This is a genomic window from Streptomyces sp. NPDC059874 (assembly GCF_042731135.1).
In the GTDB taxonomy this organism is placed as follows: Bacteria; Actinomycetota; Actinomycetes; order Streptomycetales; family Streptomycetaceae; genus Streptomyces.
Genome location: NZ_JBHWJY010000101.1, coordinates 1 through 20749 on the forward strand (window position 1 = coordinate 1; position 20749 = coordinate 20749).

18 protein-coding genes are annotated in these 20749 nt (G+C 72.9%); 5 read left to right on the forward strand and 13 right to left on the reverse strand.

Annotated features, from left to right (window positions below; translation table 11 throughout):
* Window positions 1-124: 124 nt before the first annotated feature.
* Entirely contained in the window at window positions 125-1234 is a 1110-nt protein-coding gene (locus ACFV9H_RS36410) for an SDR family oxidoreductase (protein WP_385407227.1), read from the reverse strand.
* A gap of 249 nt (window positions 1235-1483) precedes the next feature.
* Between ACFV9H_RS36410 and ACFV9H_RS36415 the strand changes: the two genes are divergently transcribed.
* Together ACFV9H_RS36415 and ACFV9H_RS36420 are read left to right on the forward strand one after the other, a co-directional pair.
* Window positions 1484-2890: a zinc-dependent metalloprotease gene (locus ACFV9H_RS36415; RefSeq protein ID WP_385407187.1), complete on the forward strand. Its 1407-nt coding sequence runs from the start codon at window positions 1484-1486 to the stop codon at window positions 2888-2890.
* On the forward strand, window positions 2887-3417 hold the full coding sequence (locus tag ACFV9H_RS36420; RefSeq protein WP_385407189.1) for an NUDIX hydrolase: 531 nt from the start codon (window positions 2887-2889) through the stop codon (window positions 3415-3417). The genes ACFV9H_RS36415 and ACFV9H_RS36420 overlap by 4 nt, the downstream gene beginning before the upstream one ends.
* Before the next feature lie 60 nt (window positions 3418-3477).
* Here ACFV9H_RS36420 and ACFV9H_RS36425 read toward each other — a convergent pair whose 3' ends face one another.
* From ACFV9H_RS36425 to ACFV9H_RS36440, 4 genes are all read right to left on the reverse strand, one after another.
* Window positions 3478-4233, reverse strand: coding sequence for an AIM24 family protein (locus ACFV9H_RS36425; RefSeq protein ID WP_385407190.1), 756 nt, complete (start codon window positions 4231-4233; stop codon window positions 3478-3480).
* 17 nt (window positions 4234-4250) lie between these two features.
* Window positions 4251-4928: an AIM24 family protein gene (locus ACFV9H_RS36430; RefSeq protein ID WP_385407229.1), complete on the reverse strand. Its 678-nt coding sequence runs from the start codon at window positions 4926-4928 to the stop codon at window positions 4251-4253.
* Between the two features lie 20 nt (window positions 4929-4948).
* A complete protein-coding gene (locus ACFV9H_RS36435; protein WP_385407193.1) occupies window positions 4949-6595 on the reverse strand; it encodes a TerD family protein in 1647 nt (548 codons plus the stop codon).
* A gap of 123 nt (window positions 6596-6718) precedes the next feature.
* Complete coding sequence (locus ACFV9H_RS36440) at window positions 6719-7315, reverse strand: M48 family metallopeptidase (protein ID WP_385407196.1); 597 nt, start codon at window positions 7313-7315, stop codon at window positions 6719-6721.
* Between the two features lie 148 nt (window positions 7316-7463).
* On the opposite strand from ACFV9H_RS36440, the gene ACFV9H_RS36445 reads away from it, so the two are divergent.
* Window positions 7464-8606: a ThiF family adenylyltransferase gene (locus ACFV9H_RS36445; RefSeq protein WP_385407199.1), complete on the forward strand. Its 1143-nt coding sequence runs from the start codon at window positions 7464-7466 to the stop codon at window positions 8604-8606.
* A 91-nt stretch (window positions 8607-8697) separates the two neighbouring features.
* Complete coding sequence (locus tag ACFV9H_RS36450) at window positions 8698-10026, forward strand: ABC1 kinase family protein (protein WP_385407202.1); 1329 nt, start codon at window positions 8698-8700, stop codon at window positions 10024-10026.
* Window positions 10027-10039: 13 nt separating this feature from the next.
* Here the strand turns inward: ACFV9H_RS36450 and ACFV9H_RS36455 are convergent, their stop codons facing one another.
* The 5 genes from ACFV9H_RS36455 to ACFV9H_RS36475 form a co-directional block, all read right to left on the reverse strand.
* Window positions 10040-10246 (reverse strand): hypothetical protein, encoded by a 207-nt coding sequence (locus ACFV9H_RS36455; protein WP_385407205.1) that lies wholly within the window; start codon window positions 10244-10246, stop codon window positions 10040-10042.
* A 100-nt stretch (window positions 10247-10346) separates the two neighbouring features.
* Window positions 10347-10679, reverse strand: a complete 333-nt coding sequence (locus ACFV9H_RS36460; RefSeq protein ID WP_385407207.1) for a hypothetical protein — start codon at window positions 10677-10679, stop codon at window positions 10347-10349.
* Complete coding sequence (locus tag ACFV9H_RS36465; RefSeq protein ID WP_365165514.1) at window positions 10676-11047, reverse strand: WhiB family transcriptional regulator; 372 nt, start codon at window positions 11045-11047, stop codon at window positions 10676-10678. Before ACFV9H_RS36465 ends, ACFV9H_RS36460 begins: the two co-directional genes overlap by 4 nt.
* Before the next feature lie 181 nt (window positions 11048-11228).
* Window positions 11229-11555, reverse strand: a complete 327-nt coding sequence (locus ACFV9H_RS36470; RefSeq protein ID WP_385407210.1) for a hypothetical protein — start codon at window positions 11553-11555, stop codon at window positions 11229-11231.
* A gap of 167 nt (window positions 11556-11722) precedes the next feature.
* Window positions 11723-13897, reverse strand: a complete 2175-nt coding sequence (locus ACFV9H_RS36475; protein WP_385407212.1) for an ATP-dependent DNA helicase UvrD2 — start codon at window positions 13895-13897, stop codon at window positions 11723-11725.
* A 163-nt stretch (window positions 13898-14060) separates the two neighbouring features.
* Between ACFV9H_RS36475 and ACFV9H_RS36480 the strand changes: the two genes are divergently transcribed.
* Window positions 14061-14321: a mycoredoxin gene (locus tag ACFV9H_RS36480; RefSeq protein WP_030029876.1), complete on the forward strand. Its 261-nt coding sequence runs from the start codon at window positions 14061-14063 to the stop codon at window positions 14319-14321.
* Between the two features lie 110 nt (window positions 14322-14431).
* Here the strand turns inward: ACFV9H_RS36480 and nudC are convergent, their stop codons facing one another.
* Genes nudC through ACFV9H_RS36495 form a run of 3 tightly spaced genes read right to left on the reverse strand, consistent with a single transcriptional unit; the run spans window position 14432 to window position 20724 of the window.
* A complete protein-coding gene (gene nudC / locus ACFV9H_RS36485; protein ID WP_385407215.1) occupies window positions 14432-15373 on the reverse strand; it encodes an NAD(+) diphosphatase in 942 nt (313 codons plus the stop codon).
* A gap of 58 nt (window positions 15374-15431) precedes the next feature.
* Window positions 15432-16850 carry a dipeptidase gene (locus ACFV9H_RS36490; RefSeq protein ID WP_385407217.1) on the reverse strand — a complete coding sequence of 473 codons (1419 nt, stop codon included), beginning with the start codon at window positions 16848-16850 and terminating at the stop codon, window positions 15432-15434.
* A gap of 10 nt (window positions 16851-16860) precedes the next feature.
* Window positions 16861-20724, reverse strand: a complete 3864-nt coding sequence (locus tag ACFV9H_RS36495; RefSeq protein ID WP_385407219.1) for a UvrD-helicase domain-containing protein — start codon at window positions 20722-20724, stop codon at window positions 16861-16863.
* Window positions 20725-20749: the final 25 nt, after the last annotated feature.

A 20749-nucleotide genomic window follows, 5' to 3' on the forward strand; every position in this document is an offset into this window, starting at 1 on the left:
GCGGGGCCCGGGGCGGAGCCCCGACCTTCCAGCCCCGCCGGCGTTTGAGGCGCGGGGTCCGGGGCGGAGCCCCGGCAGCGGCGCCGCACGGGGCCACGCCCGGGCCCGGCCCCGGCAGGCCGGGTCAGAGCCCCCGCCGCCTCCGCGCCGCGCGGACCACGGCGGCGGCACCCAGCAGCGCGACCGTCGCACCCGCGGCACCGGCGGCCGTGGCGTCCTTGCGCCCCAACCGGCGTCCCGCGACGGTGTGCCGCCCCGAGACCTCCTGGAGCAGCTCGGCCAGCACTTCCTCGTTGGTCCACCGCGGCCGCCACCCCGCCGCGTGCAGACGGCTGACGCTGACCACCCACGGGTGCATCGTGTACGCCAGGTCCCCCGCCGGCGACGGCGTCAGGCCGATGCGGTGCAGCCTCGCCGCCGCGCCCAGCGCGACCGCCGAGGGGAGCTCCATGCGGCGGATGCCGCTCAGCTCCTCGACCTCCTCCTGCTCCAGCCAGCCCTCGCAGCCCACGGCCAGCTCGCCCTCGACCTTCTCCAGCGCCGCGTACTCCAGGGCGCTGACCAGGTCCTCCACGTGGCAGAACTGCCAGGTCGGCCGGGAGCCGGCCACCACCAGCAGGCGCGGGGACTCGAAGTACCGGGTCAGCGCGGTGTCGGTACCGCCGACGAGCACCGCCGGGCGGACCACGGTCACGTTCAGCCCGGGGTGCGCCCGCGGCGCCCGCCGCCCCAGCCGCTCGATCTCCAGCAGGTCGCCGACGCCGGTCGCCTCGGCGGTGGCCCGCAGCTCGGAGTCCTCCGAGAGCGGGATGTCGTTGTCCGGCAGGGCGCCGTAGACCATCGCCGAGGTGCAGAGCACGACCCGGTGCACCCCGGCCGCCGCGGCGGCCGTCAGCACGGTCTGGGTCCCGCGGACGTTGTACGCCGTACGGGCCGCCGGGTCCGTCTCCAGGTCGAGGTCCAGCGCGAGGTGGACCACCACGTCCGCGCCGCGCAGCTTCTCGGCGATCGCCGGGTCGCGTACGTCCAGGACGTGCCACTGCGCGGACGCGCACTCGCCGCGCCGCTCGTCGATGGCGACGACCTGCTTTACCTCGTCGGACGCCGCCAGGCGGTTCACCAGGGCGGCACCCACCCCCGTCGCGGCGCCGGTCACCGCGATCACCGGGCCCCGCAGGGCCGGGTTTCGCGGCTGGCGAACACCGGGGACGCCCTCGCCGTACTCGGGGCGGATTTCGGCGTCGTGCGGCGCGCGGCTGTGCTTATCCGACTGCGGATCCGGGGAACTCACCAGGCGTCTCCAGCGGTTGTCTTCAGTGGGGACGCGCCGTGACGCGTACCCACCAGGTGATGTCCATCCTGCCGCAGCCCAGGAGTCGGCGGAGCACCGAGCCCACAAGCGGCTCTGGTGTCTACGCTGGGTGGTGTTGTCGGACCATTGCCCGTCGGCTCCCGCCGGCGGCCCTACGAGCCGAGGAAACCCGTGAGCGACACCCCATTCGGATTCGGCCTTCCGCCGGAGGAGCCGGACAACGGCGACGAGGGCAAGAAGAAGGGCAATCAGGGCGGTCAGGGCGGCCCGAATCCGTTCGGGTTCCCGGGCATGGGCATGCCGGGCGGCGCCGGCGGCCCGGGCGGCGCGGACAATCCGTTCGCCGCGATGTTCGGGTCGATGAACCCCAATGACCTGGGCGCGGCCTTCCAGCAGCTCGGCCAGATGCTGAGCTACGAGGGCGGTCCCGTGAACTGGGACATGGCCAAGGACATCGCCCGCCAGACCGTTTCCCAGGGCACCTCGGACGGCGTGAAGGACACGAGCGTCGGCATCGCGGAGAAGTCCGCCGTGGAGGAGGCCGTGCGCCTCGCCGACCACTGGCTGGACGGCGTGACCTCGCTGCCCTCGGGCGCCACCACCGCCGTGGCGTGGAGCCGCGCCGAGTGGGTCGAGGCGACCCTCCCGGTGTGGAAGGAGCTCGTGGACCCGGTCGCCGAGCGCGTGGGCGCGGCCATGGGCAGCGTGCTGCCCGAGGAGATGCAGGCCATGGCGGGCCCGCTGCTCGGGATGATGCGTTCCATGGGCGGCGCCATGTTCGGCCAGCAGATCGGCCAGGCCGTCGGCGTGCTCGCGGGCGAGGTCGTCGGCTCCACCGACATCGGGCTGCCGCTGGGCCCGGCCGGGAAGGCCGCGCTGCTCCCGCTGAACATCGAGAGCTTCGGCAAGGACCTGGGCGTCCCCTCGGAAGAGGTACGGCTCTACCTGGCCCTGCGCGAGGCGGCGCACGCCCGGCTGTTCGCGCACGTGCCGTGGCTGCGCTCGCACCTCTTCGGCGCGGTCGAGGGCTACGCCCGCGGCATCAAGGTCGACACCTCGAAGCTGGAGGACGTGGTCGGCCAGCTGGACCCGTCGAACCCGGAGCAGTTGCAGGAGGCCCTGCAGGGCGGCATGTTCCAGCCGCAGGACACCCCTGAGCAGAAGGCCGCCCTGGCCCGCCTGGAGACGGCGCTCGCGCTGGTCGAGGGCTGGGTCGACGCGGTGGTCCACGAGGCGGCCAAGCCCCGGCTGACCTCGGCCGACGCGATGCGCGAGACCATGCGCCGGCGGCGTGCCTCGGGCGGCCCGGCGGAGCAGACCTTCGCGACGCTGATCGGCCTGGAGCTGCGTCCGCGCCGGCTGCGCGACGCCTCGCGGCTGTGGGCCTCGCTCACCGACGCGCGCGGCGTGGACGGCCGCGACGGTCTGTGGGAGCACCCGGACATGCTGCCGACGGCCTCCGACCTGGACGACCCGGACGGCTTCGTGCACCACGAGCAGCTGGACTTCTCGGAGATCGACAAGATGCTCGGCGAGGCCGCCGAGAAGCGCGACGAGGACGGCGACGAGAAGAAGTGAGCCTGCACGACGACGCGGTCCTCGTCCTGAAGGGCTACGAGGACCAGCCCGAGCTGCGCGATGTCTACCTGGAGCACCTCGCCGCCCACGAGGACGGGGTCTACAAGCCCTGCCAGGCCGGGCACGTCACCGGCAGCGCCCTGGTGATCGACCCGGTGCGTGGTCGCGTACTGCTGACCCTGCACAGGAAGCTGGGCATGTGGCTCCAGATGGGCGGCCACTGCGAGCCCGGTGACGAGACGCTCGCCGCGGTGGCGCTGCGCGAGGCCGTCGAGGAGTCGGGCATCGCGTCGGGGCTGAGCCTGCTGCCCGGCGGGCCGGTGCGGCTGGACCGGCATCCGATCCCGGCGCCCTGCAACTGGCACCTGGACGTGCAGTACGCGGCGCTGGCCCCGGCCGGCGCGGAGGCGGAGATCAGCGACGAGTCCCTGGACCTGCGCTGGTTCCCGTACGAGGAGGTGGCGGCGGTGGCCGACGCCTCGGTCGTACGGCTGCTGGAGGCGACCTTGGCGCGGCTCGGCGGCTGAGGAGCCGCGGGCGCGCCGAAGGGGCGGTCCCTGACGGGGCCGCCCCTTCGTCGTACTCCGTCAGTTCCAGGCGTTGTTCTGGTTCTGCCCGTGGGAACCGCGCTGCCCCATGCCGAACTGCGCGGCGGCGCCCTGCCCGATCTGGGCGTTCTGCGGCGGCATCGCCTCGCTGGGCTGGACCAGCGCGATGCCGGTGCCGAGGAAGCTGAGCTCCCAGCCCTCGCCGGTGTTGCCGCGGCGCCGCCAGACGCCGCTGGAGTGGGTCTGGGCCTGCATCTGCACCCGCAGCCCGGTGGACCAGGCGACGATGGCGTCCGCGTCGACGTTGACGTACTTGTCGGGCGTGACCTGCATCGCCAGCGGCTGCCCGGAGGTCATCAGCGCGACCTTGCCGCGGCCCGTGATGTTGAGCTGGTACTTGCCGGAGCCGGAGATCCCGTACTGGCTGTCCACCGCGATGACCTCGGTGTGCAGGGTGGAGTCCAGGGCGAGGACGTAGCTGCTGTCGACCGTGAGGCCCTCCTGCTCCACGTCCACCAGGTGCACGTACTGGGCCAGGTTGGCGAGGTAGACCGTGCCCTGACCGGAGCAGCGCATGAGGTCCAGGCCCTCGCCGGTTCGGGCGCGGGCGTTGCGCTGGCTGGTCGACTGGTACTCGCCGTCGAAGTCGATGATGCCCTGGTAGGCGACCATCGCGCCCTTGCGGGCGAGTACGTCGTCGGTGCCGGTCAGCGAGACCCGCAGCAGCTGCGGGTTCTGGACGGTGTACCGGTCCTGGGACTGCGCCTCGGTGTTGGCGAAAAGTGCGCTCTGCATGATGTGTCCGCTCCCCCTCAGCCCCGGACCCGGAGCCGGTCGGTGCTGTCCTCGCTGGGCTGTACGACGACGATGCCCTGGCCGGAGAAGGCCATCTGGTAGGCCTCCCCGCTGCCCCGGCCGAGCATCGACGAGGCCTTGAAGCTTCGCTTGCCCTTGACCTTGAGATTCGGCGACCAGGCGACGAGCGCGTCGGGGTCGACGTACGTCTCGTCCTCGCCGCGCCCGCAGTCGACCACGATCGGGGTGCCGCGAGAGGTGAGGGCGACCCATCCGGTGCCCGCGACCTCCACGTTGAACAGGCCCTGGCCGGCGAACTTGGCGAGACCCTTGACCCGCTCGACGCCCCACTGGAGGTGCGCGTCGAAGGCGAGCAGGTTGGTGCCGTTGACCGAGAGCGAGTCGTTGTTGAGGTTGATGACGACGACGTCGGCGCCGTAGTCGGCGAGGTAGAGCAGGCCGTCGCCGGTGCACTTCATGAGCGGTGCGCCTTCGCCGGTGATCCACTGCGAGGCCATCTGGCGGACGGCCGGCGGGTTGGGCTCGTACTGGACGAAGCCCTCGTAGGCGACCATCGAGCCGGTGCGGGCGAAGAGGTCCTGGCCGCTCTGCATGGCGACCTTGAGCATGGCCCGGCCGTGGTTCTCCATGCGGGCCGTGACGGGGGTCGGGGCGAAGCCCGCGAGCTGGTTCATTGCGTTCATGTCGGGCTCCCTCAGACCTCGTACGGCTGGACGACGATGAAGTTGCCGGGAGCACCGCGGAACTGGAGGTTCACGGTCTCCCCGCTGTGACCGGGGTAGGCGTTGCGCCGGAGCCGGACCTGGCTGGACAGGATCACCTGCGCGGCGGAGGACCACGCCACGATGGCGTTGCTGTCCGCGAAGGTGGTCGGGGTGACGGGGAGGACGACCGGGACGCCGTGCGTCTTCACGATCACCGTGCCCGTGCCCTGGAACTGCATGGTGAACAGGGCGCCGCCGGGGATGCCGTGGCCCTCGATGCGGCGGACCTCGTGCTGGAGCGACTCGTCGAAGGCGAGCACGTTCTCGGCGGAGACGCAGATTCCGTCGCCCTGCAGCTCGATGGCGTGCAGGTGGGCGCCGTTCTCGGCGAGGAAGACCTGGCCGCGGCCGGTGCAACGCATCAGCTGCATCTCCTGGCCGGTGGCGTTGCCGACGATGCGGCCGGCGAAGCCGGCGCCCTTGTAGCTGAAGTCGACCTTGCCCTGGTACAGGACCATGCTGCCCTGGCGGGCGAGGACGGCCTGGCCGCCCATCGCGAGGTCGACGCGCATGAGCTGCTGGTTCTGCGGGGTCCAGCGGGTGCCCGTGGGGGCTTCCTTGTACGGCTGGAGGGCAGCGGCGAGGCCCGGCGCCGCGGCCTGGGCGGGCTGCTGGGCGTAGCCGGGCTGCTGGCCGTACCCGGGCGGCTGCTGGCCGTAAGCCGGCGGCTGCTGCCCGGGGACCTGACCCGGTACCTGGCCGTAGCCGGGCTGGGGCTGCTGCCCGTAGGGCGCGGGTGCCGGGGCGGGCGGGGGGACCTGGCCGTAGGGCTGCTGGGGCGGCTGACCGTACGCCGGCGGCGCCGCCGGTGCCGGGGCCATCGGCGCGGCCATGGTGGGCGCGGTGTGCTGCGGGTACGCCTGCGGCTGCGGGGCGGGTGCCTGCGGGGCCTGGGCGGGCGCGCCGAAGGACGGAGCGGGAGCCGGGGCCTGCGGGGCGGCCTGCGGCGCCGGGGCACCGAAGGCGGGTGCCGGAGCGGCCCCCTGCGGCGCGGCGAAGCCGGGCGCGGCGCCGGCCTGGGCCGGAACCTGCTGCTGCGGCTGCTGCTCCTCGGCGACCTCGCCGCCGAAGTTCTTCAGCAGGGCGTCGAGCCCGCCGTCGAATCCCTGACCGACGGCGGCGAAGCGCCAGACGTCCTTCAGGTAGAAGTCGCCGAGCATGACGGCCCGCTCGGTGGTGAACTCCGAGCCGTTGAACGCGTACCGGACGACCTCTTCGCCGCCCGCCACGATCCGGATGTAGCCCGGGCCGATCTGCGACATCTGTCCGGCGCCGTCGATGGTGGCGGTGAAGGACAGCTTGTGGATGTTCGCCGGAATGCGGTCCAGTGTCACCCGGAAGGATTCCGTGTCACCGGACTGTGCGCCGAGCTGCTGGATGGACTCCTCCGGCGACTTCGGCTGGTTGAAGAAGACGAAGTAGCGGTCGTCCGAAAGCTGTTCATTGGCGTCGAGGCCGAAGCAGCTGATGTCGAAGGCGAGTCCGGGTCCGGCGATCTGGACGCCTACATACAGATCCGTGCCCGCCGTCAGATCACTGATCTTGGCCTTGTGGCCGCGTTGGAATTCCCTGGCCATACGTAACGACCGTCCCCCATCCCGACTGTGAATACGTGCCGCTCAGGCTAACGGCAACTGCCGACATCCGGCCAAGTCGGTACCGACCCGGTACATATCACGCTGTGTGACGTCGGGTCGGATCTATTCCTCGCGGGCGCCGGGGACCTTCGGCAGCCGCTCGGCGGCGACCACGCCCTCCAGGTACCCGCGGGCGCGCTCCGTCCTCGGGTAGCCCTCAAGCAGCTCCCAGAATCGGGGGCCGTGGCCGGGTACCAGGAGGTGGGCGAGCTCGTGCAGGAGCACGTAGTCGACGACGTACTCCGGCATCCCCTGGAGGCGGTGGGAGAGCCGGATGCTGCCCTCGGCCGGGGTGCAGGAGCCCCAGCGGGTGTTCTGGTTGGTGACCCAGCGGACCGTGCGGGGGCGTGCGCGGCCGCCGAAGTACTGCTCGGACAGACGCTCGGCGCGCTCGCCGAGTTCCGCGTCCCCGAGGGTCCGCTTGCTCTCCTGGGCGGCCAGCTTGTCGAGCATGACGCCCACCCAGCGCCGCTCTTCGGCCTCGGACATCCGGGCAGGGATGAGGACGACCGTACGGTCACCCTCGCGGTAGGCGGATACGGTCCTGCGGCGGCGCGCGCTCCGGCGGACTTCGACGGCGCGCTGCGAAGGGTCGGCGGACACGGCACGACGGTACCCGGTAGCCGGCGCGGAAGTCCCGCGCGTCCAGGGTTCGAACATGATCGATTCGCAGCGGATACACGGAACACCCCATTTCTCCATCTCATATGCCTAATACCCCTCACCTGTGGACAAATTTCTGCACGGAATTCGGCGGGCGGGCACTGTTGCGGAAGTGGACGGGGAAATCGGGTTCGAGGGGGCGGAGATGTATCCGAAGGTGAAGCCGGCGCTGGCGCGGGCCTGGCGGGATATGCAGACGGTGCAGTTCGGGGTGACACCGGCGCACGCGGTGGTGCTCGGCCCGGTGGACACGGCGACGGGCGCGTTGATCGACCGGATCGACGGGACGCGGGGGATGGACCTGTTGCGCGCCGAGGCCGCGGCGATGGGGCTGCCGGACGGTCAGGCGGACGAGGTGGTGCGGCGGCTGGCGGGCGCGGGCCTGATCGACGACGCGACGGCGGGCGGTCCGCGGGCGCAGGCCGTGCGCAAGCGGCCGGAGACGTTGGAGCGGCTCGGGCCCGATCTGGGCTCGCTCTCCCTGGTCCACCGGGAGCCGGGCGGAGACTTGCGGGGTGTGGCCGCGCGCCGGGTGATACGGGTCCAGGTGCGCGGGAGCGGCCGGGTGGGCGGGGTGATCGCCTCGGTCCTGGCGGGCGCCGGGGTGGGCCACGTCGAGGTGCTCGACGGGGGCCGGGTGGAGCCGGCGGATGTGGCGCCGGGCGGGCTCGGGTCGGGCAGCGTGGGTCGGCTGCGGGCGGACGCGGCCGGCAGGGCGGTGCGCGAGTCGGCCCCCGGCCCCGCCCCGGGGGCCGGGGAGCGCGCGGGGCCGGAGCCCGGGCTGGCCCTGGTGGTGGTCGCGCCCCGGGACGGGCTGGGGGCCTGGGCGCCGGATCCGGAGACCTCGGCCGGCTGGGTCGCCACCGGCGTCCCGCACTTGTTCGCGGGGGTGCTGGAGGGCACCGGGCTGGTGGGGCCGCTGGTGCTGCCGGGGGCGACGGCCTGCGCGGGCTGCATGGAACGCGACCGCGTGGACCGGGATCCCGCCTGGCCGAGGATGCTGGTGCAGTGGAGATCGGCGCACCGCCGCCGCGCGAGCGCCGCCTGCGACCTGGGCCTCTCCACGGCGGTGGCCGGCCTGGCCGCGGCCCACGCGCTGTCCTTCCTCGACGGGGAACTCCCCGCGAGTACCGGCTCCCGCTGGGAGGCCGCCCTGCCGGCCCTGCACTGGGAGGCCGCCCCGGTGCGCCCGCACCCCGACTGCCCCTGCGGGGCGAGCGCGGGCCGTCCAGCGGCGCTGGAGCACGCCGGAGGAGGATCGGGATCGGACCGGCCGGGAGGGCCATGACAGGATGCGTTGGGCCTGTCGGGCCGTTGAGCCGGAGGGGCCGTCCTCAACCGCCGCTTGCGGCGCAGCTGTCTGGGAAATGGAGGGGCATATGTCTGATCTTCCCCGGAAGGCGGTCACCCGCACCGCCAAGCTGGCCGCGCTGCCGCTCGGCATCGCCGGTCGGGCCACGTGGGGGTTGACCAAGCGGATCGGCGGCAAGTCGGCGGAGATAGTGGCGCGCGAGCTCCAACAGCGCACCGCCGAGCAGTTGTTCCGCACGCTCGGAGAGCTGAAGGGCGGTGCCATGAAGTTCGGGCAGGCCCTGTCGGTCTTCGAGTCCGCCCTGCCCGAGGAGGTCGCGGGGCCCTACCGGGCGGCGCTGACCAAGCTTCAGGAGGCTGCCCCACCGCTGCCGGCGGCGACGGTGCACCAGGTGCTGGCGGACCGGCTCGGCCCGGAGTGGCGGGACCTTTTCGAGGAGTTCGAGGACAAGCCGGCCGCGGCGGCCTCGATCGGCCAGGTGCACCGGGCGGTGTGGCACGACGGCCGGGCGGTGGCGGTCAAGGTGCAGTACCCGGGGGCGGGTGAGGCGCTGCTGTCGGACCTGAAACAGTTGGGCCGGTTCGCGGGGCTGCTGGGTCCGCTGATCCCCGGCATGGAGATCAAGCCGCTGATCAAGGAGTTGCGGGACCGGGTCTCCGAGGAGCTCGACTACGAACTGGAGGCCGAGGCCCAGCGGACGCACGCGGATGCCTTCGTGGACGACCCGGACGTGGTCGTGCCGGACGTCGTGCACCAGGGTGACCAGGTGCTGGTGACCGAATGGATGGAGGGGACTCCGCTCTCGGAGGTGATCGCCGACGGCACCGAGGAGGAGCGCGACCGCGCCGGTCAGTTGCTGGCCCGGTTCCTCTTCTCCGGTCCCGCGCGCACCGGTCTGCTGCACGCCGACCCGCACCCGGGCAACTTCCGCCTGATCCCGGGGGCTGACGGCCGGATGCGGCTGGGCGTCCTGGACTTCGGCACGGTCGACCGGCTGCCCGGGGGCTGGCCCAAGCCCATCGGCAGGTCGCTGCGGATGACCCTGGACGGTGACGCCGAGGGGGTCTACGGACACCTGTGTGGGGAGGGGTTCGTGAAGGAGTCCATCGAGCTGGACCCCGACGCGGTGCTGGAGTACCTGAAGCCGATGCTCGAGCCCGCCGAGGCCGAGGAGTTCACCTTCACCCGGCCGTGGCTGCGCGGTCAGGCGGCGCGGATCGCCGATCCCCGCTCCCCCGCACACCAGTTGGGCCGACAGATCAATCTGCCGCCCTCGTACCTGCTGATCCACCGCGTGACGCTGAGCACCATCGGGGTGCTGTGTCAGCTGGGCGCGACGGTGCGGCTGCGCGACGAACTGGACACCTGGCTACCGGGGTTCGCTTCCGAGGAGTGACGCCGTGAGGCGGTCACCACCAGGAGGAGTCGAGCCTGCCCTCGATCGCGCGGAGGTTGGCGCGCGCGCAGTCGACGCAGAAGTACTGTCTGGTCCCGTTCTCCACCGAACAGGTCCAGGTGGGCGGGGGGCCGGGCGGGGACTCTGTGCCGCAGCGCGCGCAGATGACGCGCTGGGGCTCGGTTCCCGGTGGCGCGGGGTGGGGAGTCGGCTGGTCCACCTACAGACGATATCCCCGCACGGGGTGGACAGCCGTCCGCAACGCACCGGGGGGACCGGTCCCTTCGGACCGGTCCCCCCGGTGTGCTGTCTTTCGACCGTCAGTGCATGACGGCCATGGCCAGCGCGCGCCGGGCGCGCAGCGAGACGCGCTCGGCCCGCCGCTGCATGCGGCGCGCGGCGACCAGGCGCAGGGCGTGACGCTCGGCGTCCGCCTCACGCATGCGGTCGTCCATATGGGCACGAGCCAGGGCTTCTGGGATGAGTTGCATTTCGCGGGTCCTGTTCTGACGCGAGGTGATCGCGCCTGCGGTGATGAAGTCTGCGTGGGCGGCGCCGTGCGGCTGCTCGCTCGTGGTGGCGTGGGGGGACATGAGGGCCTGCTTCAGGGGGTCGTGCGTGAGAGGGCGGTCGATGGTTCCGAGGGCGGTCATGCCGCTGCAACCGGGTTCTTGCGCGGACGGCCACGCGGCCGCTTGCGGGCGACGACGACACCCTGGACGAAGAGCTCTCCGCCCCAGACGCCCCAGGGCTCGCGGCGCTCGGTCGCCCCGGCGAGGCAGGCCTCGACGAGCGGGCAGGTACGGCAGAGGGACTTCGCGTACTCGACGTCCGCCGGGGACTCGGCGAAGAAGACCTCGGGGTCGAAGGTGCGGCAGGGAACCGGGACGCCGAGGTTCTCGATGGCGTCGTCGAGCGCGGTCAGCGCGGTGAGCGGGGTCAAGGTGGAGTCCTCCGGGACTGCGGGCGGGGAGAGAGTCTGGGTCTGCGATACGGACGGGGCGTGCGCTTCGAGTTGCACGGTGTTTTCTTCCTCGTCTTGGTCGGCTGGTCGTTCCGGCCGGTCGGCCGGTCTCGGCTGGTCCTGGTTCTGCCAGTCCCGAGGCCCCTTCGCTCCGTCATCCCCGTTCGGGGACAAACAGAAGGGCCGCGGATCCCGGGTGGGGTTCCGCGGCCCTGAAGGCGCCGGCCTGATCTCGCGATCAGACTGGATCACTCCAGGGTTCGAGCCCACGGAAGGCCCACATCAGGTGGTGCTGCTGCTTCGTCGTCTGCTTGGTCTTGGCTCCGGCACCGGCTGCGGCCGCGAAGCCATAGGCGCCATGCGCCTGAGCTTCTGCTGCCAGTACTGCCACCGGTGCCTGGGTCGGTCGCTCATTGCGCTCGCTGACCGGACGGATCGCCGGCAGGGCGGGGCGGTCGGCGGAAATCGCGGACACACCGGTACCCCGGAGGGAGACGGAACCGAGCAGGCAGGAGGCGTCGACCGAGCGATCGGTCATTTTGGTGAAGGTCATGAAGCTGGTCACTGGTCTCGCCTCCTCTCGGCGTCTCGGGGACCTGGCCCGGGGGCCCGTCCCATGCGTATTCGGATAAGTACAGCACGGATCCAGGGCTTCGGAGAAGCCACCGTTTCCGTTGCTAAGAACCTATGGGTCTTCGCTGGGCATGTGCAAACTATTTTTCCGACGAGTTTCTACGCGTCGTCAGGATCCTCGCCCCCAGGCTCCCGACCTGCGCAGATGGCCAGCACGTCGGCTCCGTACCGGTCGAGCTTGCGGCCGCCCACTCCGGAGATCATCGAGAGCTCACCCTCCTCCGAGGGCGCGGCCTCCGCGATGGCCATCAGCGTCTTGTCCGTGAAGACGCAGTAGGCGGGCAGTCCTTGCTCCTTCGCCTGGACCGCGCGCCAGTCCCGCAGCCGCACGTAGAGCCCTTCGTCCATGTCGGACGGGCACTCTTCGCAGCGCATCAGCTTGAGCTCGCCGGCCTCGGTCAGGGTCTTGCCGCACACCCGGCACAGCGTGGGCCCCCGGCGGCCGCGCTTGCGGGCCGCCCGGTCGGCCGGGGAGCCCGGCAGGCTTCCCGGGGCCGCGGAGCCCGGCCGCAGGCCGTTCAGGAAGCGGCTGGGGCGGCGGGAGGCCCTGCCGCCCGGGGCTCGGGAGAGCGCCCAGGAGAGGGTCAGGTGCAACCGCGCCCGGGTGACGCCGACGTAGAGCAGCCGACGCTCCTCCTCGACCTGCTCGTCGGTCTTGGCGTAGGTGATCGGCATCATGCCGTCGGTGAGGCCGACGAGGAACACGGCGTCCCACTCCAGGCCCTTCGCCGCGTGCAGCGAGGCCAGGGTGACGCCCTGGACGGTCGGGGCGTGCTGGGCGGCCTTGCGCTCCTCCAGCTCGATCGTGAGGTCCGCCAGGGTGGCTCCGGGGCGGGAGCGGGCGAAGTCCTCGGCGAGGCGGACCAGGGCGGCCACGGATTCCCACTGGTCACGGACGGCGCCCGAACCGGCCGGCGGCTCGGCGGTCCAGCCGGTGGAGCTGAGCACGGCGCGCACCTGGGAGCCCAGTTCCACGACGTCGTCGAGGAGCGGGTCGTTGCCGCCGGAGCGGGCGGCTCCGCGCAGCGCGAGGATCGCCTTCTGGACCTCCTGGCGCTCGAAGAACCGCTCGGCTCCGCGCAGCTGGTAGGGCACGCCCGCGTCGGCGAGGGCCTGCTCGTAGACCTCGGACTGGGCGTTGATGCGGTAGAGCACGGCGATCTCGCCGGCCGGGACGCCCGCCGCGATCAGGTCGCGGATCCGGTGGGCGACGCCCTCGGCCTCGGCCGGCTCGTCCGGGTACTCGGCGTAGACCGGGTCGGGGCCGGTCTCGCGCTGGGAGACGAGCTCCAGGCGGTGTTCGGCGGCCCGTCCCTTGGCCTGCTTCAGCAGCCCGTTGGCGAGGTGGACCACCTGGGGGGTGGAGCGGTAGTCGCGGACCAGCTTGACCACGGTGGCCTGCGGGTACTTGGTGCGGAAGTTCAGCAGGTGGTCGGGGGTGGCGCCGGTGAAGGAGTAGATGGTCTGGCTGGCGTCGCCGACGACACAGAGGCTGTCGCGCTCGCCGAGCCAGAGGTCCAGCAGCCGCTGCTGGAGCGGGCTGACGTCCTGGTACTCGTCGACCACGAAGTGCTGGTACTGGGCGCGGATCTGCTCGGCGATGTCGTGCCGGTCCTGGAGGATGCCGACGGTGAGGAGCAGCACGTCCTCGAAGTCGATCATCGCGCGGTCGCGCTTGAGCTGCTCGTACGTGCCGTAGATCTGGGCGATCTCGGCCAGGTCCCGGGGGGCCTCGCGGCCCGACTTGAGGGCGGCCGCCGGATAGTCGGCGGGCACCGTCTGGGTGACCTTGGCCCACTCGATCTCGCCGGTGACGTCGCGCAGCTCGTTGCGGTCGAGGCGGATGCGGCAGCGCGCGCCGGCCTCGGCGACGAACTGGATCTTGCGCTCCAGCAGCCGGGGCACGTCCCCGCCGACCGCCTTGGGCCAGAAGTACTGGAGCTGGCGCAGGGCCGCGGAGTGGAAGGTGCGGGCCTGGACCCCGCCCGCGCCGAGGCCGCGCAGCCGGCCGCGCATCTCGCCGGCGGCGCGGTTGGTGAAGGTGACGGCGAGCACGCTGGCGGGCATCAGTTGCCCGGACTGGACCCCGTACGCGATCCGGTGGGTGATCGCGCGGGTCTTGCCGGTACCGGCGCCCGCGAGCACGCACACCGGCCCGCGCAGGGTCGTCGCGACCTCGCGCTGCTCCGGGTCCAGGCCCAGGAGCACCGCGTCGGCCGAGTCCGGGGAGCCGGCGGAGGCGGGGAAGGATGGGGAGTGCGTTGCTGCTGTCACCCCGCAATGCTGCCAGGTCTCGTGGGTCGGGCGGGAAACTTGTCCACAGGCGGCCCGGATCCTTCGTACTTAACGTACGAGGGGCCGGACGGCTGGGAATGGGGGCGCGGTCCCGTACGTTCGAGTACTCGGACCACCGAGCCTTCACGAAAGAGAGCGCAGCATGCAGGACACGGGCACCGTCACGATGTACAGCACGACCTGGTGCGGCTACTGCCGCCGGCTGAAGACCCAGCTGGACCGGGAAGGCATCGCGTACAACGAGATCAACATCGAGCTCGACCCGGCGTCCGCGGCGTTCGTGGAGAAGGCGAACGGCGGCAACCAGACCGTTCCCACCGTGCTCGTGAAGTCCGCCGCGGGCAACGAGTCCGTCATGACGAACCCGAGCCTGGCCCAGGTCAAGCAGGCCCTCGCCGTCTGAGCACCGGACGCGGGTGACGCAGGCGCTCACCGGAAAGGCCCCCGCCTCGGCGGGGGCCTTCTGCTGTGGCGGACGCCACGAACGTGACGAACGTTACGCCGCGACGAACCTCACGCCGCCGGCTTCGGCAGCGGTTCGCCGTACCAGAGCTCGACGAGGCGCGCGGCGATGGAGATGCCCGACGGGGGCAGCACCTCGCCCGTCTCGAAGGCGTGGCGCAGCTCCTCGCGGGAGAACCAGCGGGCCTCCTGGATCTCCTCGCCGTCCACGTTGATCTCCGAGGTGGTGGCGCGGGCCGTGAAGCCCAGCATCAGGCTGTACGGGAAGGGCCACGGCTGGCTGGCCACGTACTCGACCTCGCCGACCCTGACGCCCGCCTCCTCCCACACCTCGCGGACGACCGACTGCTCGATGGACTCGCCGGGCTCCACGAAGCCGGCCAGGGTCGAGAAGCGGCCCTCGGGCCAGTGCACCTGGCGGCCGAGCAGCGCGCGGTCCAACTCGTCCGTGACCAGCATGATCACGGCCGGGTCGGTGCGCGGGTAGTGCTCGGCGCCGCAGCCCGGGCAGCGGCGGATGTGTCCGGCGGCCGCGACGACCGTGCGCTCGCCGCAGCGGGAGCAGAAGCGGTGCATCCGCTGCCAGTTCTCCAGCGCGACCGCGTGCACCATCAGCCCGGCGTCGCGCGGGTTCAGCAGCAGTCCGGCCTCGCGCAGGCCGGCCGGGCGGGCCGACTGGTCCATGCGGCCCGGCAGCGAGTCCTTCTGCAGCGCGAAGTACCGTACGCCGTCCTCGTCGGTGCCCAGGAAGTAGCGGTGCGTCTCGGTGGCCGGGGCCTCGAAGGCCGGGGTCATCACGATGCCGGTGCCCCCGTCGGGGGTGTCGTCGATCAGCACCTGGCCGCCGGAGACGACGAAGACGCGGGTGGTGGGGTGGCTCCAGGCGGCGGCGAGCCACGCCTCGTCGAGGCGGTGGTGCGCGGCGCGGTCGATGTCGCTCGGCGCGGCGAGCGAGAGCGGGCGCTCGGTACGGGTACTCACAGGTACTTCCAACTCCCCCGGTGGTGGGACAAGGCAGGCGTACGGGCTATGGGTGCGGCGGGTGCGGGTGTCATGCGGGCTCGCGGCGGTGGGTGGCCGCCAGGTCGCCCCACAGGTAGGCGGTCGTCTCGACGCCCTTGAGGAGGAGGTCCAGCTCGACCTTCTCGTTCGGCGAGTGCCAGCCGTCGGACGGTACCGAGATGCCCAGGAAGAGGACGGGCGCGTCCAGGACGTCCTGGAGGTCCGCCGCCGGGCCCGAGCCGCCCTCGCGGGTGAAGCGGACCTTCTGGCCGAACGCGCGGCCCATGGCCCGTACGACGGACTGCAGGGCCGGGTGGTCCAGCGGGGTCAGGCACGGGCGGGTCGGGGCGCCGAAGGTGATGGAATGCCGGATTCCGTCCGGGATCCGGGCGGCCACCCAGTCCCTGACGGCCGCTTCGACCTCGTACGGGTCCTGCCCGGACACCAGGCGGAACGACAGCTTCAGGTGGGCGGAGGCGGGCACGATGGTCTTGCCGCCGGGGCCCTGGTAGCCGCCGCCGATGCCGTTGACCTCGGCGGTCGGGCGGGCCCAGACGCGCTCCAGGGTGGAGTAGCCGGCCTCGCCGGAGGCCGCGTGGGACTTGGCCGTGCGCAGCCACTCCGACTCGTCGAAGGGCAGCTCGGCGATGAGCGCGCGCTCGGCGTCGGTGAGTTCGGCGATGCCGTCGTAGAAGCCGGGGATCGTGACCCGCCCGTCGTCGTCGTGCAGGGCGGCGACCAGGCGGGCGGCGACTGCGGCCGGATTGGGCACGGCCCCGCCGAAGGCGCCGGAGTGGATGTCCTGGTCCGGGCCGTGGAAGTCGATCTCGCAGTCGGCGACGCCGCGCATGCCGGTGCACACGGTGGGGGTGGTCTCGGACCACATGCCGGTGTCGGAGACGATCACGACGTCGGCGGCGAGCTCGGCGGCGCGGGCCTCGACGAGCGCGCGGAAGTTCGGCGAGCCCGACTCCTCCTCGCCCTCGATGAGGAGCTTGAGGTGCACGGCGGGGGCGGCGGCGCCGGTGGCCGCCAGGTGGGCGCGTACGCCGAGTGTGTGGAAGAAGACCTGGCCCTTGTCGTCGGCGGCGCCGCGGCCGTACATGCGGCCGTCCTTGACCACCGGCTCGAACGGCTCGGTGTGCCAGCCGTCGGCGAGGGCGGCGGGCTGCACGTCGTGGTGCCCGTAGACGAGGACCGTGGGGGCGTACGGGTCCTCGCTCGGCCAGTGCGCGAAGACGGCGGGGGCGCCGGTGCCTTCGGCGGTCTCCCAGACCTCGGCGACCGGGAAGCCGGTCTCCTTGAGCTTCGAGGCCAGCCATTCGGCGCTGCGGCGTACATCGCCCGCGTGCTCGGGCTGCGCCGAGACGGACGGGATGCGCAGCCACTCGGCGAGGTCGTCGAGGAAGGCGGCGCGGTGGGTGTCGATGTACGTGCGGACGACGCTGTCCGGCTGGCTGAGGCTCATGCCCACGAGCCTAACCGTCCACCTGATGGGCACCGTCCGCGCCCGATTTGCCTTGGAGGATCCGCTCAAGACGGGCGCGGTCGGGCAGGTTGCGGGGGCGGATCACGCGGCCGCTGCGCACGTGCAGGAAGGCGGCCGTGACCTGGTCGAGGGGGGTGCCCGTGGCCTCCGCCCAGGCCAGCCGGTACACGGCGAGCTGGAGGGGGTCGGCCTCGGTGGTGCGGCCGGTCTTCCAGTCGACGATCTCGTAGCCGGTGTCCGTGCGGTACACGGCGTCGATCCGGCCGCGGATGACCCGGCCGGCGAGCGTGAGCTGGACCGGGGCCTCCATGCGGTGGGGAGGGCGGTCCGCGTACTCGCTCCGCTCGAAGGCGGCCTTGAGCGAGTCGAGGTCGGCCTCGTCCGCGACCTCCTGGTCGGAGCCGGGCAGCTCGGTGGCGGGGTCGAGGACGTCGAGGAGCGGCAGCGGGAGCTCGTCGAAGCGGGACTCCACCCAGGCGTGGAAACGCGTGCCCTGGCGCGCCGCGGGCTGCGGGGGCTTGGGCATGGGGCGGGCGAGGTCGCGTACGAAGCCCTGCTCGTCGGCGGCGAGCCGGAGCAGCTGGCTCGCGGAGAGGGCGGCCGGCAGCTCGACGTCCCGCACGGCCGCGCGGGCCCGGCGGAGCTCGCCCTCCAGCGCGTCGAGATCCCGGTCCCAGGAGGCGATGGCCCGCGCCTCTTCGGGGGTGAGGGTGCCACTGCCTCCGGCGGGGCGGGGGCCGGGCCGGTCGGCCTGCGGCCGGGGGTCGGTGTCGTACGGGGCGCTGCCCCGGGCCCTGCCCGGGGTGGGTGCGGTGGCGGGCCACTCCTCCTCAGCCCCGGGCTCGGGCACGGCTGCGCCGGGCATGCGGCGCGGCGTGCTGCCGTGGGCCTCGGCAGGGGCCCGGAGGTCGGCCTCCGGCCAGAGGTCGTCGTGCGGGTCGGCGGGGGCGGGCGGGGATGTTCTTTCCCCCACCCCGCCCCTTCCCGAAGCCGGGGCTCCGCCCCGGACCCCCGTGGGGGCCCAGGGGTCGTCACCCTGCGGGTCGGCGGGACCGCCGCCACGCGGCTCCGCCGCGTACCGGGCTCCGCCCGGGACCCCGTCGGGGAACGCGGCTGCGCCGTGGGTGGGTCCGGGCGCGGCCCAGGCTTCGGCGGCCCAGGGGTCGTCAAGGTCCGGCCCTGTGGCGGGGCCGGGGACGTGCCCGTCGGGGGCTTCCGGCCAGGTTGGGTCGTCCGGCCAGGGTTCGTCCTCGTAGGACGGGTCCTCGCAGGAGGGGGGCCAGAGGTAGGGGTCCTGCGTCGGAGGCTCGGGCGGGGGTGGGGTCGCCAGGTGGGACTCGACCAGGGCTGCCGCGGCTCGGCGGAGGATGAGGGAGGCCGGGTCCAGGGGGAGGGGCCAGGAGTGGTCCGGGGTGGAGTCGTCGGCGAGGGACGGGTTCTCGGCCTTCGGATCGGGTTCCTCCGCCCACGCCTCGATCTCGCCGAAGCCGGCCGCGCAGTGCTCGTACAGGGCGGTCAGGAACGCGGACGGGCCGCGGCGCTTCTTCTGCGTCGGGCCCCACCAGTGGCCGGAGGCCAGGAGGAGGGAACGGGGGCGGGTGAAGGTCACGTAGCCGAGGCGGAGTTCCTCCGTCGCCTTGTGGTCCTTGAGGGCGGTCTTGAAGGCCTTCAGGCCCGCCGAGGTCCAGGCGGGGTCCCCCGGCAGGGTGGCGGCGTCACCGCGCAGGGCGTACGGGAGCACCTTCGCGTACGAGGTCCAGGCCTCCGGGGCCTTCTCCTTCGGGAAGGAGCCCGCGCAGAGGTCGGGGACGACGACCACGTCCCACTCCAGGCCCTTGGACTTGTGGGCCGTGAGGACCTTGACCGTGTTCTCCCCGCCCGGCAGGGCGTGGTCCAGGCCCTTCTCGTACTGGGCGGCCGTCCGCAGGAAGGCCAGGAAGGCGAGGAGGGTGGCTTCGCCGTCGAGGGCGGCGAAGCCGGCGGCGACGTCCATGAAGTTCGACAGGGTCTCGCGGCGGCGGGCGGCCAGGGCGTGCGGGGACGCGGAGAGTTCCACGTCCAGGCCGGTGGCGGCCAGGACGCGGTGCAGGACGTCCATCAGCGGATCGGCGAGGGAGCGTCGCAGGTCGCGCAGTTCCTGGGCGAGGTGCGCGAAGCGGACCCGGGCCTCGGCGGAGAACGGGAGGTCGTCCGGGGCCTGTCCGGCGCCGTCGAGGAAGGTCTCCAGGGCGTCGGCCAGGGAGATGATCTCAGCCGGGTCCACGCCCTCGACGGCCGCGGCGAGGCGTTCGTCCGCGTCCTGCCCCTCCGCCGAGGACGGCGCGCGGCCCACCAGCAGGCGTGCGCGGCGGCCGAGCAGTGCGAGGTCGCGCGCGCCGATCCGCCAGCGCGGGCCGATGAGGAGCCGGACGAGGGAGGCATTGGCCCCCGGGTCCTGGAGCACCTCGCAGACCGCGACCAGGTCCGCGACCTCGGGGAGGTGGAGCAGGCCGGACAGGCCGACGACCTCCACCGGCACGTCCCGGGCCACCAGTACGGCCTGGATCTGCGCGAAGTCCCCCGCGGAGCGGCACAGCACCGCGATCTCCCCCGGCTCCGTGCCCGTACGGACCAGGTGCGCGACGGAGTTCCCGAGCCATTCCAGCTCCTCGGCGTGGGTCGGGAGCAGCGCGCAGCGCACGAAGCCGGCCTGTTCCTCGCCCGGGGCCGCGCGCAGCGCCTCGACCCCCTCGTGCATGGCGCGCAGCGGGGCGGCGAGCCCGTTCGCCAGGTCGAGCAGGCGGCCGCCGCTGCGCCGGTTCTCGCTGAGGGAGAGCCGGGTGGCGGGGCTGCCGTCGGCGTGCGGGAAGTGCTCGGGGAAGTCGTCGAGGTTGGCCACGGAGGCGCCGCGCCAGCCGTAGATCGCCTGGCAGGGGTCGCCGACGGCGGTCACGGCGTGCCCGGTGCCCGCGCCGAAGAGGCCCGAGAGGAGGAGGCGCTGGGCGACGGAGGTGTCCTGGTACTCGTCGAGGAGCACGACGCGGAACTCGTCGCGCAGGAGCGCGCCCACCTCGGGGCGCGCGGTCGCGAGACGCGCGGAGAGGGCTATCTGGTCGCTGAAGTCGAAGAGGTCGCGGGAGCGTTTGGCGGCGCGGTAGCGGGCGACGAGTTCCAGCAGTTCGAGGCGGCCGCGCACGGCCTCGGGGACCTTGCGCAGGTCGTCGTTGGTGAGCTTGGCGTCGGCGAGGGCGTCGAGCAGGGAGGTGTCGTACGCGCGCAGTTCGGCGGGCTCGACGAGGTGCTCGGAGAGCTCCGCGTCGAGCGCGAGCAGGTCACCGACCAGGTCGGGGACGGACTTGGTGAGCGACGGGTACGGGCCGGGGGCCTCGCGCAGCACCTTCGCGGCGAGCTGGAAGCGGGTGGCGTCGGCGAGCAGGCGGGAGCCGGGCTCCAGGCCGATGCGCAGGCCGTGGTCCTTGAGGAGCTGCCCGGCGAAGGCGTGGTACGTGGAGATGCGCGGCTCGCCGCCGGCCGCGTCGACCTCGGCCGGGGTCCCCCCGGCGAAGCCGGGGGCCGGGTCCGGGTCGGTGATGCCGGCCCGCGCGAGGGCCTTGCGTACGCGCTCGGCCAGCTCCCCGGCGGCCTTGTTGGTGAAGGTCAGGCCGAGGACCTGCTCGGGCGCGACCGCGCCGGTGCCGACGAGCCAGACCACGCGGGCTGCCATGACGGTGGTCTTGCCGGAGCCGGCGCCCGCGACGACGACCTGCGGGGCGGGCGGGGCGGTGACGCAGGCCATCTGTTCGGGCGTGAAGGGGATCCCGAGGAGCTCCTTGAGCTGCTCGGGATCGGTGAGGACGGACGGACGCGCGGACACCCAAAAAGGCTAGCCGCCCGGACTG

Excerpts from the sequence above, each read along its gene's own strand:
- ACFV9H_RS36425 (WP_385407190.1), bottom strand. The coding sequence starts at position 4,233 with ATGCAGAGCGCACTTTTCGCCAACACCGAGGCGCAGTCCCAGGACCGG.
- ACFV9H_RS36430 (WP_385407229.1), bottom strand. The coding sequence starts at position 4,928 with ATGAACCAGCTCGCGGGCTTCGCCCCGACCCCCGTCACGGCCCGCATG.
- ACFV9H_RS36435 (WP_385407193.1), bottom strand. The coding sequence starts at position 6,595 with ATGGCCAGGGAATTCCAACGCGGCCACAAGGCCAAGATCAGTGATCTG.
- ACFV9H_RS36440 (WP_385407196.1), bottom strand. The coding sequence starts at position 7,315 with ATGTTCGAACCCTGGACGCGCGGGACTTCCGCGCCGGCTACCGGGTAC.
- ACFV9H_RS36445 (WP_385407199.1), top strand. The coding sequence starts at position 7,464 with ATGTATCCGAAGGTGAAGCCGGCGCTGGCGCGGGCCTGGCGGGATATG.
- ACFV9H_RS36450 (WP_385407202.1), top strand. The coding sequence starts at position 8,698 with ATGTCTGATCTTCCCCGGAAGGCGGTCACCCGCACCGCCAAGCTGGCC.
- ACFV9H_RS36460 (WP_385407207.1), bottom strand. The coding sequence starts at position 10,679 with ATGACCGCCCTCGGAACCATCGACCGCCCTCTCACGCACGACCCCCTG.
- ACFV9H_RS36480 (WP_030029876.1), top strand. The coding sequence starts at position 14,061 with ATGCAGGACACGGGCACCGTCACGATGTACAGCACGACCTGGTGCGGC.
- ACFV9H_RS36490 (WP_385407217.1), bottom strand. The coding sequence starts at position 16,850 with ATGAGCCTCAGCCAGCCGGACAGCGTCGTCCGCACGTACATCGACACC.